General features: G+C 45.8%; 13 protein-coding genes and 1 pseudogene. 2 read left to right on the top strand and 12 right to left on the bottom strand.

The genetic code is table 11. The features are described 5' to 3' along the window. Positions 1-56: 56 nt before the first annotated feature. The 10 genes and pseudogenes from icmF to BLR88_RS19660 form a co-directional block, all read right to left on the bottom strand. Positions 57-3,311: a fused isobutyryl-CoA mutase/GTPase IcmF gene (gene icmF / locus BLR88_RS14955; protein WP_057897373.1), complete on the bottom strand. Its 3,255-nt coding sequence runs from the start codon at positions 3,309-3,311 to the stop codon at positions 57-59. Between the two features lie 103 nt (positions 3,312-3,414). After that, positions 3,415-4,041 (bottom strand): TetR/AcrR family transcriptional regulator, encoded by a 627-nt coding sequence (locus tag BLR88_RS14950; protein WP_057897372.1) that lies wholly within the window; start codon positions 4,039-4,041, stop codon positions 3,415-3,417. 138 nt (positions 4,042-4,179) lie between these two features. Beyond that, on the bottom strand, positions 4,180-5,124 hold the full coding sequence (gene meaB, locus BLR88_RS14945; RefSeq protein ID WP_057897371.1) for a methylmalonyl Co-A mutase-associated GTPase MeaB: 945 nt from the start codon (positions 5,122-5,124) through the stop codon (positions 4,180-4,182). Positions 5,125-5,137: 13 nt separating this feature from the next. Beyond that, a complete protein-coding gene (locus BLR88_RS14940) occupies positions 5,138-6,280 on the bottom strand; it encodes an acyl-CoA dehydrogenase (RefSeq protein WP_057897370.1) in 1,143 nt (380 codons plus the stop codon). A gap of 18 nt (positions 6,281-6,298) precedes the next feature. Next, a complete protein-coding gene (locus BLR88_RS14935; protein WP_057897369.1) occupies positions 6,299-7,441 on the bottom strand; it encodes an acyl-CoA dehydrogenase in 1,143 nt (380 codons plus the stop codon). 59 nt (positions 7,442-7,500) lie between these two features. Continuing rightward, positions 7,501-8,352, bottom strand: a complete 852-nt coding sequence (locus tag BLR88_RS14930; RefSeq protein ID WP_057897368.1) for a 3-hydroxybutyryl-CoA dehydrogenase — start codon at positions 8,350-8,352, stop codon at positions 7,501-7,503. Positions 8,353-8,504: 152 nt separating this feature from the next. Further along, positions 8,505-9,122, bottom strand: a pseudogene (locus BLR88_RS19125) (RNA-guided endonuclease TnpB family protein). Positions 9,123-9,186: 64 nt separating this feature from the next. Then, a complete protein-coding gene (locus tag BLR88_RS14915) occupies positions 9,187-10,374 on the bottom strand; it encodes an acetyl-CoA C-acetyltransferase (RefSeq protein ID WP_057897367.1) in 1,188 nt (395 codons plus the stop codon). A 209-nt stretch (positions 10,375-10,583) separates the two neighbouring features. Further along, the gene (locus BLR88_RS14910; RefSeq protein WP_057897366.1) at positions 10,584-12,713 is read right to left on the bottom strand and encodes a (Fe-S)-binding protein; all 2,130 of its coding nucleotides are present in this window, start codon (positions 12,711-12,713) and stop codon (positions 10,584-10,586) included. A gap of 485 nt (positions 12,714-13,198) precedes the next feature. Further along, entirely contained in the window at positions 13,199-13,351 is a 153-nt protein-coding gene (locus BLR88_RS19660; protein ID WP_175493646.1) for a hypothetical protein, read from the bottom strand. 504 nt (positions 13,352-13,855) lie between these two features. On the opposite strand from BLR88_RS19660, the gene BLR88_RS14905 reads away from it, so the two are divergent. Further along, a complete protein-coding gene (locus tag BLR88_RS14905; RefSeq protein ID WP_091261055.1) occupies positions 13,856-14,050 on the top strand; it encodes a hypothetical protein in 195 nt (64 codons plus the stop codon). Positions 14,051-14,118: 68 nt separating this feature from the next. After that, positions 14,119-14,376 carry a hypothetical protein gene (locus tag BLR88_RS14900; protein WP_057897364.1) on the top strand — a complete coding sequence of 86 codons (258 nt, stop codon included), beginning with the start codon at positions 14,119-14,121 and terminating at the stop codon, positions 14,374-14,376. 1,339 nt (positions 14,377-15,715) lie between these two features. Here the strand turns inward: BLR88_RS14900 and BLR88_RS14890 are convergent. Both BLR88_RS14890 and BLR88_RS14885 read right to left on the bottom strand, forming a co-directional pair. After that, complete coding sequence (locus tag BLR88_RS14890) at positions 15,716-15,997, bottom strand: hypothetical protein (protein ID WP_091261051.1); 282 nt, start codon at positions 15,995-15,997, stop codon at positions 15,716-15,718. A gap of 337 nt (positions 15,998-16,334) precedes the next feature. Then, positions 16,335-16,593: integrase core domain-containing protein (locus BLR88_RS14885; RefSeq protein ID WP_139184993.1), on the bottom strand; the 259-nt coding region annotated here is incomplete at its 5' end.

Below are 16,593 nucleotides of genomic sequence, written 5' to 3'. Positions count from 1 at the left end.
CCCTCTGAAAAAAGACGAAGGGAAAAAGACAGTGCTTTTTCCCTCATCTTTCAACTCTACATATTCCTACGGTACTGACCGCCTACTTCATAAAGCGCGCCGGTGATCTGGCCCAAGCTTGCGACTTTGACCGTTTCCATCAGCTCCGCGAAGATGTTTCCGCCGCTGCGAGCCACTTCTTTCAAACGCTGGAGTGCAGGGCCCACCTTATCTTTATTGCGTTCCTGGAATGCGCGCAAGTTGTTGATCTGCTGAACCTTCTCTTCCTCTGTTGCACGAGCAAGTTCAATTTCATAGTCTTCTTCAGACGCGTTCGGATTCAGGAATGTATTAACCCCAATAATTGGAAGTTCGCCGCTATGTTTCAATGTCTCATAGTAGAGCGATTCCTCCTGAATCTTGCTGCGTTGATACTGGGTCTCCATCGCACCCAGCACGCCGCCGCGATCGCTTAGGCGCTGAAATTCCGCCAGAACAGCTTCTTCTACCAGATCGGTTAGTTCTTCAATAATAAACGAACCTTGCAGGGGATTTTCATTTTTCGCGAGTCCCAACTCTTTTGTGATAATCATCTGAATCGCCATCGCACGACGCACAGAATTTTCTGTTGGTGTCGTAATTGCTTCGTCATACGCATTTGTATGCAACGAATTGCAGTTATCGTAAAGCGCCATCAATGCCTGCAACGTTGTGCGGATATCGTTAAAATCCATTTCCTGGGCATGCAGCGAACGTCCGGATGTCTGAATGTGATATTTCAGCTTCTGGCTGCGCTCATTCGCACCGTACTTGTACTTCATAACCGTTGACCAGATGCGACGAGCCACCCGTCCAAGCACGCTGTATTCCGGATCGAGACCATTGCTGAAAAAGAATGATAGATTCGGCGCAAAATCATCAATATGCATACCCCGGCTTAAGTAATATTCCACATACGTAAAGCCGTTGGCCAGCGTGAAAGCAAGCTGGGAAATCGGATTCGCGCCCGCTTCGGCAATATGATAGCCAGAAATACTTACGGAATAGTAATTGCGCACTTTGTTCTGAATAAAGTATTCCTGAATATCACCCATCATCTTGAGCGCAAACTCTGTAGAGAAAATACACGTATTCTGACCCTGGTCTTCCTTCAGAATATCGGCCTGCACTGTACCTCGCACGCTTTGCAACGTCCTGGCTTTAATCTGTTCTGCTTCCTCGGCGTTCGGCTCGCGGCCGTTTTCCTTCCTGAATTTCTCCATTTGTTGATCGATAGCCGTATTCATGTACATCGCCAGAATGATCGGCGCCGGGCCGTTAATGGTCATGGACACGGATGTGGACGGATGGCAAAGATCGAATCCAGCATACAGCTTTTTCATGTCATCCAGCGTACAGACGCTAACTCCACTTGTGCCAATTTTTCCGTAAATGTCCGGACGGTAATCCGGATCTTCGCCATACAATGTGACGCTGTCAAACGCAGTGCTGAGCCGCTTCGCTGTGTCTTCCTTGGACAGATAATGGAAACGGCGGTTTGTCCTTTCCGGGGTTCCTTCACCCGCAAACTGGCGCTTCGGATCTTCACCATCACGCTTGAACGGAAATACTCCAGCCGTGTATGGGAAATGGCCAGGCAGGTTCTCTTTCATCACCCAGCGCAAGATTTCGCCCCAATCTTCAAACTTTGGCAACGATACTTTCGGAATACGCGTACCGGACAGAGAAGTCGTGTACAACTTTGTCACGATTTCCCTGTCGCGTACTTTCGTGACGAACTCGTCCTGCTGGTACGCTTCCTTAAGCGCTTTCCAATTATCCAAAATCTTTTTGCTTTCCGGGTGCAATTTTTCTTCATAGTGTGCGATAAGCTTATCAAGTTCCTTTTGAAGATCGGTTGCCAGTTCACCTGTTTGTTTTGCGAGTTCTTCTTTTGTTCCATTCAGTTGGAACAATTTACGTGCGATTTGCACTTGTTTCTCTGTGAAGTTATTGTACTGACGAACCGTATTTGCGATTTCGGCCAGATAATGTACGCGGTCAGACGGAATAATATACTTTTTCTTCGACATTCTGTCTTTGGAAATATCGAGAGTAGTCGGCCATTCCTCACCCGTTTTCTCAGAGATGATCCGCATCAGGTTAACGAATAGTATATTTGTGCCTGGATCGTTGAATTGGCTGGCAATCGTACCGTAAACAGGAACGTCTTCGTCCTTCATATCAAACAGATTGCGACTACGCTTCCATTGCTTCTTCACATCGCGCAGCGCATCTTCTGAGCCACGGCGCTCAAACTTATTGATCGCGATAATGTCCGCGTAATCAATCATATCGATTTTTTCAAGCTGGGTCGGCGCGCCGAATTCGCTCGTCATTACGTACATCGCGACATCACATACCTGCGTAATGCCAGCGTCGCCCTGGCCAATGCCGGAAGTTTCGACGATGATAAAATCATAGCCTGCTGCTTTTACGATATTGATGGCGTCTTCGATCGCCTGGCTAAGTTCACTGTGAGATTTACGAGTCGCCAGCGAGCGCATATATACGCGCGGAGAATGGATAGCATTCATGCGGATACGGTCGCCCAGCAGCGCGCCGCCTGTTTTTTGCTTCGATGGATCCACTGACAGAATGGCAATTGTTTTATCCGGATACTGTTCCAAATAACGGCGCACTAACTCGTCTGTCAACGAGCTTTTGCCAGCCCCGCCTGTTCCTGTGATGCCAAGCACCGGAACCGTTTTTACCATTTCGTTCACTTTTTCAAGCGTGGTTGCTACTTCTTGATCCTGCTTTTCCACGTTTTCCTCCGCCAGTGTAATCAGGCGGCCGATCGCGTTCCAGCTACGATTTTTCAGTTCATGAATTTCTTTTTCTACTTCTTTTGGAGTCGGATAGTCTGTTTGCTGGATCATGTAATTAATCATGCCTTGCAGACCATACTTACGTCCGTCATCCGGAGAAAAAATTTTCGTTACACCGTATTCATGCAGTTCGCGAATTTCAGAAGGAACTATGACACCGCCGCCACCGCCAAACACCTTAATATGGGAGGCGCCCTTTTCTTTTAGTAAATCAATAATGTACTTAAAATACTCCACATGGCCGCCCTGGTATGAACTAACTGCGATTCCCTGCACATCTTCCTGAATGGCGGCATTTACGACTTCTTCTACTGAACGGTTGTGGCCAAGGTGAATCACTTCCACCCCGGACGCCTGCAAAAGGCGACGCATGATGTTAATGGAAGCATCATGACCGTCGAACAGGCTGGCAGCTGTGACAAAACGGACATTATGTTTTGGACGATAAATATTCGTTTCCATTTTGTTCTCCTCCTTCAAGGTCGCGAATCGGACGCGCTTTTTCAATCATAATCACTAAACCCGGTCTAAGGAAGGTTTCTCCTTTCACTAGGTGTCTTCTCAATCACTCTTCTGTTAGCTCGCGCAAAATCAGAGACGTCTGCATTTCCATATACTCTTCCAGCGTGTAGTGCTTATGCAAACTCCAACGCCGGAACGTCCACATTTCTCCCAGCACAACAATGTTATGGGCCATCAGCTTAATGTACTTCTCATCGATTTTAAGGGAACCGTCTTCCCGGCCCCGGCGCAAAATTTCTTCAAAAAAACTCGTAATTTCTTCTTCTTTGGCCAAAACGTACTTCATCGCTTCTTTCGGCAACGATTTAATTTCCTGATAAATCAGAAGTACACGATCCTGCATTTCATCCATTACACGCAGAAAACCTTTGATCGCTGCCTTTAGCATCACAGCGCCGCTGACGCCGTTTACCAGCACTTCCTTTAATCCTTTTTCCACACCTTCGTGAATCGCATCGCATACAAGATAGAGAACATCTTCTTTTGATTCAATATATTCATATAATGTACCTATGCTGAATCCTGACGCACGGGAAATTTCACGGGTCGTTGTCTTGTGAAAACCTTTGGAGATGAAAAGCTCAACCGCAGCTTCGATAATTTGATCGCGCCGCTTTTCGATAAGTTTCGGATCTTTTACCATCGAAGGAATCGATTTTCGATGTTCCATTGTTTCATTACTCCTTTCCTCACGCCGACTGAGCGATTGCTCAGAGTGCAGGGAAAAAGAAAAGGCACACGGCCTTCTCTTTCTTCTTGATTTTATTATACGCGTGAAGAAATCGAATCCGCAACATTTTTCAGAAAACTATTTTTCTTTCACCAATTGTCTAAGCAAGCGATCGGCTACTTCATACGGATTGACTTCGCGGCGGGCCACCTGTTCCATCGTTTCTTTATACGCTTCACCGCGCAGGTTTGTTACGACAAGCCTGTGCACCTCATGTTCGACGATTTCCGCCACTTCTTCTTTTAAATGAGATGCACGTCGCTTCTCCCATTCTCCGCTCTCTTTGAGGTATTCGTTATGGTCAAGGAACGCCCGCCACGCCTCAGCAATCCCTTTGTTCTGCAGGGTAATCGTTTTAACGATCGGTGGACGCCAGGGGGCGTTATGCTTGACAAGATCCAGCATTTGTTCAACTTCACGAAATAGCTTCTCTGTACCCGGCAAATCGGCCTTATTCAGGATAAACAAATCCGCGATTTCCATAATACCTGCTTTGAACGCCTGCACAGTATCACCGCCGCCTGGATTAAGCACAACCGCCGTCGAATCAGCAATGTTCATAATATCAAGCTCCGATTGGCCAACACCGACCGTCTCAATGATAATTACATCCTTGCCGTATGCGTCCAATATGCGTACCGCTTCCTTCGTGGAACGAGCCAGCCCGCCCAGACTACCGCGCGTGCCCATACTGCGGATAAACACACCTTCGTCAAGAAAATGATCCTGCATGCGGATACGATCCCCCAGAATGGCCCCCCCGGTAAACGGACTGGTAGGATCAACCGCTATAATTCCGACGGTCAGGCTCTGTTTACGCAAATACCCGATTAACTTATCGACAAAAGAACTTTTTCCTGCACCTGGAGAGCCAGTAATGCCGACAAGAAACGCTTTTCCCGTGTATGGAAACACATCTTGTAGAATTTCTTTTTTCTCTGGATGATCATCTTCTATATAGGAGATCGCACGGGCAACCGCCCGACGATCTCCCGCCAAAATCCGTTCTACCAGTGTATGCAATGCGTTCACATCCTTAGTCTTTAAGCAGATAGTTCGAGATAACAAGACGCTGGATTTCGTTTGTTCCTTCATAGATTTGCGTAATCTTCGCATCGCGCATAAAACGTTCGACCGGATATTCACGCGTGTAACCATAGCCGCCGAAAATTTGCACGGCGTCTGTCGTCACTTCCATTGCAATATCGCCCGCGAATAGCTTTGCCATCGCCGATGCTTTGCCGTATGGCAAGCTGTTGTCTTCCAAATATGCCGCTTGATATGTCAACAGACGCGCTGCTTCAACTTTTGTCGCCATATCAGCCAGCTTGAACGCAATTGCCTGCTGCGCGGCAATCGGTTTGCCGAACTGATGACGTTCCTTCGCGTACGCAAGCGCGTGCGTCAGCGCACCGTCCGCAATTCCCACAGCCTGCGCTGCAATACCGTTACGGCCGCCGTCCAGGGTCATCATTGCAATCTTAAAACCCTGACCTTCTTGGCCAAGCACATTTTCCGCCGGAACGCGGCAATCTTCGAAAATGACCTCAGTTGTCGCAGAAGAGCGGATACCCAGTTTCTTTTCTTTTTTGCCGACTTTGAACCCTGGCATATCTTTCGTGACGATAAACGCCGTTTGGCCTTTATGCTTCAACTCCGGCGTGGTCGCTGCAAATACGATATAGATATCCGCCAGGCCACCATTGGTAATGAAAATTTTGCTGCCATTCAGGATATAGTGATCGCCATCTTTCTTCGCTGTTGTCTTCATGCCAGCTGCATCGGAACCCGACCCCGGCTCCGTCAAACAATACGCCCCCATGCTTTTGCCTTCCGCAAGCGGGCGAAGATATTTTTGCTTTTGTTCTTCCGTACCAAATTTGTAAATCGGCCAGCTCGCCAGCGAAGTATGCGCGGATAAGGTAACGCCGACGGAAGCATCAACCCGGGACAGCTCCTCCACCGCGATCACATAGCTTAAATAATCGAAACCTGCGCCGCCGTATTTTTCATCCCAGGGAATTCCGGTAAGTCCCAACTCAGCCAGCTTATCAAACACTTCCATGTCGAAACGTTCCGCTTCGTCGCGTTCCGCAGCTTTGTCAGCCAACTCGTTTTCCGCAAACTCGCGCACCATTTTGCGTATCATTTTGTGTTCTTCAGATAGTTGAAAATCCATGCGTCTCCACTCCCTTTATTATTTATTTAACAAGTGTTTGGAAATTACAATGCGTTGAATCTGGTTGGTTCCCTCATAAATTTGCGTAACTTTGGCGTCACGGAAATAGCGCTCTACAGGATATTCGCGTGTATAGCCATAGCCGCCAAAAATCTGCACAGCTTCTGTCGCCACTTTCATTGCAGTATCCGTCGCGAAACGCTTGGCCATAGAGGCTTCCATCCCACACTTAATACCCTGGTTACGCAGAGAAGCCGCACGGTATACAAGCATGCGGGACGCTTCAATTTGGGTCGCCATGTCGGCCAGCTTAAATGCAATCGCCTGTTGTGCAGCAATCGGTTTGCCGAATTGATGACGCTCTTTTGCGTACGCGAGCGCGTGTTCAAACGCACCTTCTGCAATCCCTAGACCTTGCGCTGCAATGCCGATGCGACCCACATCCAGGTTTGCCATCGCAATCGTAAAGCCCATGCCTTCTTCACCAAGCAAGTTTTCGGCTGGCACTTCGGCATTGTCAAAAATGAGTTCTGTCGTATTAGAACCTTGAAGGCCCATTTTCTTTTCTTTTTTGCCTACCTGAAATCCCGGCGTATCCTTTTCTACGATAAAAGCAGAGATTCCTTTGGGCCCTTTCGACGGATCGGTGACAGCGAATGTTATATAAGTGTCTGCTACACCGCCGTTTGTAATAAATATTTTCGAACCATTCAGGATATACTTGTCACCCTTTTTCACCGCAGACGTCCGTATACTTGCCGCATCGGAGCCGGCATTCGGTTCTGTAAGTGCAAACGCGCCAATATATTGTCCAGAAGCCAACTTCGGTACGTATTTTTTCTTCTGTTCCTCGCTTCCAAAATAAAGGATCGGATTCGTGCCTACCGATGTATGAACGGACAGAATAACGCCAACGGTCGGGCTGACTTTGGAAATCTCATGAATGGCAATGATGTAAGAGACAAAATCCGCTGCCGAGCCACCCCACTCCTCTGCCACTGGAATTCCCATCAAGCCGTATTCGCCCATTTTGCGGATGAGCTCGAGCGGGAATTCATCGGTTTCTTCCATTTTTTCTACCTGCGGCGCGATCACTTCACGAGCAAAATCACGCACCATACGACGCATCATTTCCTGCTCTTCTGTAAACTGCAAATGCATGGTTTCTCCTCCTAACTCCTGTTCTCTTTACTTTATGTTTGCTGTTGTATTTCCCTTATTTACTCATATACATAGAATCCACGTCCGGATTTGCGGCCTAGCCATCCCGCTTTTACATATTTGCGAAGCAACGGGCACGGACGATATTTGGAATCGCCAAATCCTTCATGAAGCACTTCCATGATATATAGACATGTATCCAAGCCGATAAAGTCGGCCAGTGTTAGAGGCCCCATCGGATGGTTCATACCAAGCTTCATTACTTCATCAATCGCTTCCGGTGTCGCCACGCCCTCATATACGCAGTAAATCGCTTCGTTAATCATCGGCATCAGTACGCGGTTGGATACAAAGCCCGGGAAATCATTAACTTCCACCGCTACTTTCTGCATCTTCTCAGATAGTTCGGCCACTATACGGTACGTCTCATCGGAAGTCGCCAAACCACGGATAACTTCTACTAGCTTCATAACCGGTACCGGGTTCATGAAGTGCATGCCAATCACTTTCTCTGGCCGTTTAGTTACCGCTGCAATTTCCGTAATGGGGAGCGAAGATGTATTACTTGCCAGAATGGCGTGCTCTGGCGCGATTTCATCCAGTTGCTTAAAAATCTCGGTTTTGATGTTCATATTTTCGACAACCGCTTCCACAACGAAATCAACATCTTTTGCATGGTTCAAATCAGTAGAAGGCTTAATACGCGCTAAGATCGCTTGCTTTTCTGCTTCTGTTTTGCGTCCTTTCTCCACATCACGGGTCAGATTTTTTGTAATGACGCCAAGGCCACGGTTTACAAACTCTTCTTGAATGTCGTGCAGCACAACTTCCAGACCCGCCTGTGCTGCTACCTGAGCGATACCGCTTCCCATCTGACCTGCGCCGACAACCATAAATTTTTTGACTTCCATGCATCTCCACCCCTTTTTTAAATTCCTTCATAGTATGGTTAGATTTTGTTTTGAACCTCTCATGGCTAAAGCCACGAGATTCTTGACTAGCCCGCTCTACCGAGCAGAATTAGTACATGATGTACCCCAAGCTATCTCCGCAGTTCCTGCAATTATGCAGATAGTCGTCTTTTGCCTTCGGCAAGAATATTCAAACTTGCGTTTACATCGCGGTCATGGGAAGTATTGCATTCCGGGCATTCCCATTGTCGCAAGGTAAGATTTTTAACTTCTTTGTTTTGGTATCCGCAACATGAACAGATCTGAGAGGAAGCAAAGGTTTTGCCTATGGCAACAACAGTGCGACCATACCACTTTGCTTTGTATTCAAGCATCGTTCTGAATTGATACCAAGACACCTCGCTAATCGCTTTGGCAAGTTTATGATCTTCATCATATTAGACACTTGCAAATCTTCAATCGCAATCATGTCGTGGTTTTTGACAATATGCGTTGGTTGAAATCTTTTGCAAGTAGTCTTCTCGAGCATTTGCAATACGTTCATGGATTCGGGCAACCTTCATCCGTTGCTTATTCCAATTTGAAGAACCTTTCACACGTCGGGAAAGAATGCGTTGAGCGCGTTTAAGTTTTTGTTCCATATTGCGCAGAAATTTCGGATTTTCAAACACTTCTCCTGTCGAAAGAACAGCAAATTCTTTGAGGCCAACATCAATTCCAACTTCGCTGTTTGTTTTCGGCAATGGTTGCACGTCTGTTTCTACTAACAACGAAACAAAAGCCCATTCATCTCATGACTGAAGTTACGAGTGTTCTCGGCTAAATCATAAAAAATTATTTGGCAGCCTGAACTTCCACCAGAATCGCGTCACCTTGCGCCGCGCCGGAACAAATTGCGGCAATGCCGAGACCGCCGCCGCGACGTCGCAATTCGTAAATCAACGTCATTAAGATACGGGCTCCGCTTGCACCAATCGGATGGCCAAACGCGATGGCTCCTCCGTTGACATTTACTTTTTCCGGGTCCCATCCAGCAATTTTCTGGCTTGTAAGCACAACGGCTGCAAACGCTTCATTCACTTCAAACAAATCGATCTGGTCAATTGTATAACCGGTTTTCTTAAGCAATTTATTAATCGCGAGGCCCGGCGTGGTCGCGATATACGGGGCTTCTTGTCCGACGGCCGCATGCCCAAGAATCGTCGCCAGCGGCTTAATACCAAGCTCTTTCGCTTTTTCGTCAGACATAACAACCATAGCGCCTGCTCCATCATTTACGCCTGGCGCATTGCCGGCCGTAATTGTACCGTCTTTTGTAAATACAGGAGGCAGATTCTGTAGTTGCTCAAGGCTCGTCTCACGCGGTGCTTCATCCTGCTCGACGATAACCGGATCGCCTTTGCGCTGAGGCACTTCCACCGGTACAATTTCCTCTTTCAGCCTGCCAGCTTTTATCGCCGCCGCCGCACGCTGCTGACTGCGGAGCGCCCACTTATCCTGTTCCTCGCGCGTAATTTTGTATTCTGCGGCTACATTGCTGCCGTGTACTGCCATATGCTTGCCATCGTACGCGTCGGTTAACCCATCCCTAAGCATCAAGTCCACCAGTTTGCCATCCCCCATGCGCATGCCCCAACGCGTGTTTGGCAAAGCATACGGTGCGTTGCTCATGCTCTCCATGCCGCCCGCAACGATAATGTCCGCATCTTGGGCACGAATGATCTGATCGGCTAACGTTACGCTGCGCAGGCCGGATGCACATACTTTGTTAATCGTCTCCGTCTGTACTTCCCAGGGCAATCCTGCCTTGCGCGCCGCCTGGCGAGAAGGGATTTGTCCTGCTCCTCCTTGCAGCACCATGCCCATGATAACTTCATCGACCATATCGGGAGAGATTCCAGCGCGTTTTACGGCCTCTTTAATCACAATGCCTCCAAGCTCAACCGCTTGCAGCGAGGAAAGGCTACCACCAAATTTACCAAATGGAGTCCGGGCCGCACTTACGATTACGGATTTTCTCATCTTGTTTTGCGCCTCCTTATATCTCTACGTATTGATACATTCATATGCTTTCGTGAAAACAAGTAAGAAGCAGAAAAATTTCCGGTATCCTAATTTGAGCGATTGCTCGGTCAGTTTGATCGCGGAAACGTACCCGGCAGTTCGACTGCCGGGTCTTTATTCCTTCTCCTTCCATCTTATCAATATTCACAAAAATTAAAAAGAGTAATTTATAATGATTTTTCTAAAATCTCTACCATATCCAAAGTTTGCACTTTGTCTTCCACTTCTTTCGCTTTCGTACCGTCAGATAACATCGTCAAGCAGTACGGACACGCACTTCCGATTGTAGTCGGATTTACCGCCAGCGCCTGTTCGGTACGCGCGATGTTAACGCGGGTGCCTTGATGCTCTTCCTGCCACATCATTCCGCCACCGGCACCGCAGCACATACTGTCACAGCCGGAACGTTCCATCTCCACGATCTCGACGCCAGGAATGGCTGATAGAATTTCGCGCGGTGCATCGTACACTTCGTTGTAGCGGCCCAGGTAACAGGAGTCGTGGTAGGTTATGCGTTCCTTGACTTCTTTGGTCGGCTTCAGGCGGCCGTCTTTGATCCATTTCGCCAACAGTTCGGTATGGTGGTACACTTCCACGCCTTCCAGACCGAATTCCGGATACTCGTTCTTGAATGTATTGTAGGCATGCGGGTCCATCGTAACGATTTTCTTCACGCCGTATTTCTGGAAGTTCGCGATATTTTCCATTGCCAGCTCCTGGAACAACAGCTCATTGCCGAGGCGGCGCGGCGTGTCGCCAGAGTTCTTCTCTTCATTGCCAAGAATCGCGAACTTGATGCCCGCTTTGTGCATCACACGCACAAAGGATTGCGTAAGTTTGATGCTCCGATTATCAAACGAACCCATCGAACCAACAAAGAATAAATATTCAAAGTCATCCGTTTCTTTGACGGTTGGCACCAGCTCTTCCATGCCTTCGCGCCATTTGATCCGATCCTTGCGGTTAATCCCCCATGGATTGCTCTGGCGCTCGATGTTGCTCAGCGCACGCTGCGCATCGGACGGCATGCGGCCTTCTGTCATCACAAGATAGCGGCGCATATCGATGATATGACCTACATGTTCGTTGGCGACCGGGCACTGGTCTTCACAGTTGCGGCACGTCGTACAAGCCCACAGTTCTTCTTCCGTGATCACATCCCCGATAAGCTGCACATCATAGTCGATTTTCAGTGCGGCCGTCCCTTCCGTCGTAGCGGCCACCTCACTGCTGGCTTGTCCGGCTCCGGCTTCACGCGCCTGCATCGCTAGCACGTTACCTTTCGACTCTTTAAACAACCCGGCCGGCATCCACGGTGTACGTCCCGTGATCGCCGCCCCTTTTTCCGTTAGGTGATCCCGCATTTTAGTGATTAGATCCATCGGTGACAGCGTCTTGCCCGTTCCTGCGGCTGGACACATGCTGGTGCATCGCCCGCACTCGACACAGGCATACAAGTCAATCAATTGCGTTCGCGTGAAATTCTCGATTCGTCCGACGCCGAACTCTTCCGCACCTTCTTCTTCCAGCTTCTCAAAGTCGATGGTGCTCAATCTTCCCGGCGGGCGTGTTTTGTCTTTCACCAGCCAGTTATACGGCGCAAATATCAGATGGGCGTGCTTGCCCTGTGGAATGTATACCAGGAAGAATAAGAGCGTAAGCAAATGAATCCACCAGAACACATAGAACGCCGCACCTGCTGCCGTCGAACCGATGCCTGCAAACAACACTGCAAGACTGGAAGCGATCGGTTGCGTCGAGCGGAAGCCGATCTCATCCGGATGTAACCAGATGATTTCCATTCCTTCGGAAAGCAACGTACTCACCATGAGAATCGTAATGAGCCAGACAACAAGGTTCGCTTTCCAACCTCGTTTTAAGCGCTTTAATTTCTCAACATTCCGACGATACCATGCATAAAAAATGGCGATAAGAATAGCCGTAACAACGACTTCCTGGAATAAAAGAAAATACGGATATGCCGAACCGAACGGCAGATGTGAACCCGGCTTTAGTCCTTTCCAAATTAAATCAATGGCTCCAAACTGCACAAGCAGAAAGCCGTAGAACAAGACAATATGCATCACACCGCTTTTGGAATCCTTTAACAGCTTCTTCTGTCCAAAAACGTTGACCCAAAACGCATTCAGGCTGCGTGTCGCGTCTTCGCGCAAGTCCGCCGGGCGGCCAAGCTTCATGTAGGTGATGCGGCTGTACACCAGGTGCGCAAACAAGTATACTGCATAACCTACGACCGCAAAAAACGCAATGAGGTTAACTAGCGACAATACATTCATTTGTTTCTCCTCTCCTTCGCCGAAATTATTCTGACTGTACGGAAAATTGTTTATTCTATCATAGCATGTTTCACTCAAATTATGAATGACTATTCAGTCAGAATATATTTCGCGAAAAATAAAAAATCCACTCCTTTAGTGAGTATTCTACCTCTTTTTATAAATTTCCGCTAGATAGAAAAATGTAATAAAACTGAAAAAAAGGTCGCTTTGCTACATAGAAAAAGCAACGTTTGGCACACGTCTCACGATTGTTTCCCCGTTTACTCATGAAAAGAAAGCATATGTCACGGGTGCTGATTAGGCAGTTTTTTACAAGTGAATAGTAGTACATGAAGTGGAGGTTTCTGAACGAGCCACCTCGATAGAACAGGCGATCAGCAGGTTGTCGCTGATCTCACAGACACGTGCCGTCTGCGAGGGAAATCATTCAGCAACACACCCTTACGGGCGTGGGTCGGAACAAACCATCTACTACTTCTCGCTTAGGCGATCCGTAGATACGTGGGTTTCTGAATTTCAAACGGCAAGGACTGAATCCGGTTTTCATACAACACTTTGGACAGTAGATTCGCCGCACCGTGAATGTCCCGATGTTGGGTATAGCCGCACCACGCACGTTCTTTTTCGCCCCGCAAACCGGACAGGTTTGCGATGTACTTGTATACACCAAAAGGTTTAGGGTAGGAGGGATTAGTTCCTGTCTTATCGAACCTCGCGGGTTTAGTCTTGGCGAGTTTTATTTTTATTCAATATATACCACTATGGATATATAAATTAGTTTAAGTAGCAGGGGAACTCCCTGTTTTTTTATTTAGCACGAGTATTTGCGTTTATTATGTTTGATTGGTAGTTGGGGTATCGCTAACTTTTTAATGAAAATATACGCTAAGATCATTTTGGCATGAAAGAAGCCTGTTTTTCCTACTCTAAGGCGTTGTCAATGCAATTTCGTATCAGTAAGGTACGGTTATAATGAGACAGTTAAGAAACGACGGTACGATAAGGGTTTGTTGCGTCCCATTTACTTGTCCTAAAAATATTATCATTCAAAAAAGATGAATTTGTTACCCGTCCATTATCACTGACTTCGTGATAAAATAACAAAAAAATTGAGGCGAGGGACGAAAAATGGAAAAATATTGAAGAAAATTCTTTCTGAGTTACAGTCACTTAGAGAGGTCCAAAGCAGACTTGAAAAACGGATGGAAACACTTGAAGCTGGTCAAAATGATTTAAAAAATAATATAAGAAATAAAATAGATGGATTAGCAGAGAAGATTCTTGAAAAACTTGATCACACTCTACAAACTGTACACAAGGTTAAAATTTCCTGAAAGGCAAAAACCCGGATTTTAGCCGATTTGACCGAATTACGGTTTTTTGGTGTTGGTGAGTTTACTATATGACGATTATCGGACGTACATCCAAAAATAAGTGGACTGAACACTTGTCCATAACAAAGATAAAGGACGAGCATATGATAGAGGGAATCTACATGTTGGGGGGAAGTAAAGGAATGGGTACAAAAAAACCAAATATACAAAGGATACACAGTGTTTTTGAAAAAAACATATCTAAACAAGTAAAAATAAAAACCAAAGATAATCACAAATCTACAAAGGATATATTCAAAAAGTGGATGATGGACATGTTTATTTAGCTGTGCCTAAAACCAAAAAAGCGGCTGGTATGGTAAAAATAAACTCGTTTGGTCGTAGACACTTTGGATTTATTGCGATACCTCTAGCTCTCATTGCCGCTCTATTCCTGCTTTAATTCCATTAAGAAGACATCAATAAGAAACAGAACAATAGCACAAAAATAGTAAGCATAAAATAAATTTCTGAATAAAGGCAGTAACCTAACACTTGTCTGTACCCATCTACATAGTATGAAATGTAATTCAATCCATTGTACATGGGAGGGAATTGTATGAGTTTTTGTGGTGAGAGACGAGAAATTGGCGTTATTCTTGTTCTCTTTATCCTTTTAGTTATTATCGCATGTGCATGTGACTAATAGGTAGAGCAGAATTCCGTTGTTCGTCATGTAGCAGCAGAATTACCACGGATCACTTTTCGCTGTCCAAAAGTGATCCTTTAGTCGGGTAAGTCGGGGGCATCACTGCCCCTTTCTCCCCTCAGAACCATACGTGAGCCTTTCAACTTATATATACAACTCAAACCTTCTTTTTCCTTGTATCGTAAGACAACATTTTGCGATACAGCACGTTGTTTCGAGCGGAGATAGCCCTTGCGACTAGGCTAGCAACATATCGACTGAATCGACGTTGCACTGTATAAAAAACGACTTTCTTGTCGCGCTATAATTGACATTATCGGACGTAAGAAGCTAAAATCCCGAAAAAAGTAATCAAAAAGGAAGCTTACCCATATCATAAAGTAATGCAAAAATAGGATAGTCCCTCGTAGCGACCCTTATCTCCTTTGGATAAGGGTTTTTTAGATAACAGAGATTATTGGATGTATCCAGATTTATATTCCTTAATCCACCGTTTTACAATCAACGGTAACAAATTAATTCATTCGCAAGAAGCACAGGCCCAGTGTATTTTTTGCCTTTTTTATTTCTATTAGGTACCTTAAAATATCCCATCTGTTGTTTTCCATTCTTAATTCGAGTAATCACCCATATAGAGCTGCTCCTTTGGGGTCGGGAAATTTTTTGCATAACCCTCCATCCATCTATAGACATGTATCCTCCACTTTACTACATCAAAGTGTAAAAGAAAATACACAATAAGTGAAGATATACTCCTTCATTTATTGTGTATCGGTTACTGAATCACATGGCTTGTTATTGTTTTTGTTAGACGATTTTGATCGAATGTGTATCTCTTCACTGTACATACTACATGTAAGTTCATTTCTGTCTTTATCCGGTTTTCCAATTTCATTTACGATTTATATCCGCTATGATACGTTAAAGAATTTGCGTAAGCTGGAAATCCGCATAAAGGCAAGTAAGAATACTACCTCTTACTTGAACGGGCAGTTAGATGGCTGAACAGGCAGGTTTAACTGTTGAGTAGGGAAGTTAAACTGCTGTGCAGGTGCAGTTTGAGCATTATTACCAAAGAATGATTGGAATAACTTTCCAAATTGTCCGCAGTTAGCGAATTTTGGTTGTTGTGCTACAGCGTTAGTAGCTGGGTTTTGGAATCCAGTTTTGAATGGGCAATTTGCTGCACTTGCACTTCCCGCATCAAATGTTAGTAGGGATGCACCAAGAATAGTAACGGCTGCTAGTAACTTTTTCAATTTTCTTCACTCCTAAACTAAAAATTGTTGTTGCTAACTCCTATTCCACTTTAACATACATGAAACCGGAATTTGGCTGGTAAATATTTTTTCTGGCCTGGTAAATATTTTTTATTGAAAATTCAAACGAACGGAGAGAAACCAGATGATTGATTCACGTCAAAATGAAATTCAAGCCTTGCTTGCATTGATGAAAACAACAAAAGATATACGAGTGTATGAACATTATCAAACCATCTATTTCTATTTACAAGGCTATTCTTAAAAAGAAATCGGATTAACCCCCATTACTTGGACACAAACAACCTTATTCATCCTTTTTCGTAAAATTCCTCGCTTATACTCGCACTCCTCTAATTACGAACTTACGTTCTGTTTGGAGCGCATAAAACTCTTGTGGAGCTAAATCGCAAATGCTCGAATGGATTCGTCTCTCGTTATAAAAGCGGATATCTGTTACAACTTGATACGCCTCTGCATAGGACATAAACTCATAACGTGCCAGACATTCATCTTCCAGGATGCGATGAAACGCTTCGATGTACCCATTCATATTCGGTGTTCGTGGCGGAATACGCTCATGAACAATTCCAAAC

This window comes from Aneurinibacillus thermoaerophilus, assembly GCF_900099925.1.
Classification (GTDB): domain Bacteria; phylum Bacillota; class Bacilli; order Aneurinibacillales; family Aneurinibacillaceae; genus Aneurinibacillus; species Aneurinibacillus thermoaerophilus.
Note: the sequence above shows the minus strand (reverse complement) of the source record. Positions and strands in the feature narration are given on the sequence as shown.

Excerpts from the sequence above, each read along its gene's own strand:
- BLR88_RS14940 (WP_057897370.1), bottom strand. The coding sequence starts at position 6,280 with ATGGATTTTCAACTATCTGAAGAACACAAAATGATACGCAAAATGGTG.
- icmF (WP_057897373.1), bottom strand. The coding sequence starts at position 3,311 with ATGGAAACGAATATTTATCGTCCAAAACATAATGTCCGTTTTGTCACA.
- BLR88_RS14910 (WP_057897366.1), bottom strand. The coding sequence starts at position 12,713 with ATGAATGTATTGTCGCTAGTTAACCTCATTGCGTTTTTTGCGGTCGTA.
- BLR88_RS14935 (WP_057897369.1), bottom strand. The coding sequence starts at position 7,441 with ATGCATTTGCAGTTTACAGAAGAGCAGGAAATGATGCGTCGTATGGTG.
- BLR88_RS14930 (WP_057897368.1), bottom strand. The coding sequence starts at position 8,352 with ATGGAAGTCAAAAAATTTATGGTTGTCGGCGCAGGTCAGATGGGAAGC.
- BLR88_RS14915 (WP_057897367.1), bottom strand. The coding sequence starts at position 10,374 with ATGAGAAAATCCGTAATCGTAAGTGCGGCCCGGACTCCATTTGGTAAA.
- BLR88_RS14950 (WP_057897372.1), bottom strand. The coding sequence starts at position 4,041 with ATGGAACATCGAAAATCGATTCCTTCGATGGTAAAAGATCCGAAACTT.
- BLR88_RS14900 (WP_057897364.1), top strand. The coding sequence starts at position 14,119 with ATGACGATTATCGGACGTACATCCAAAAATAAGTGGACTGAACACTTG.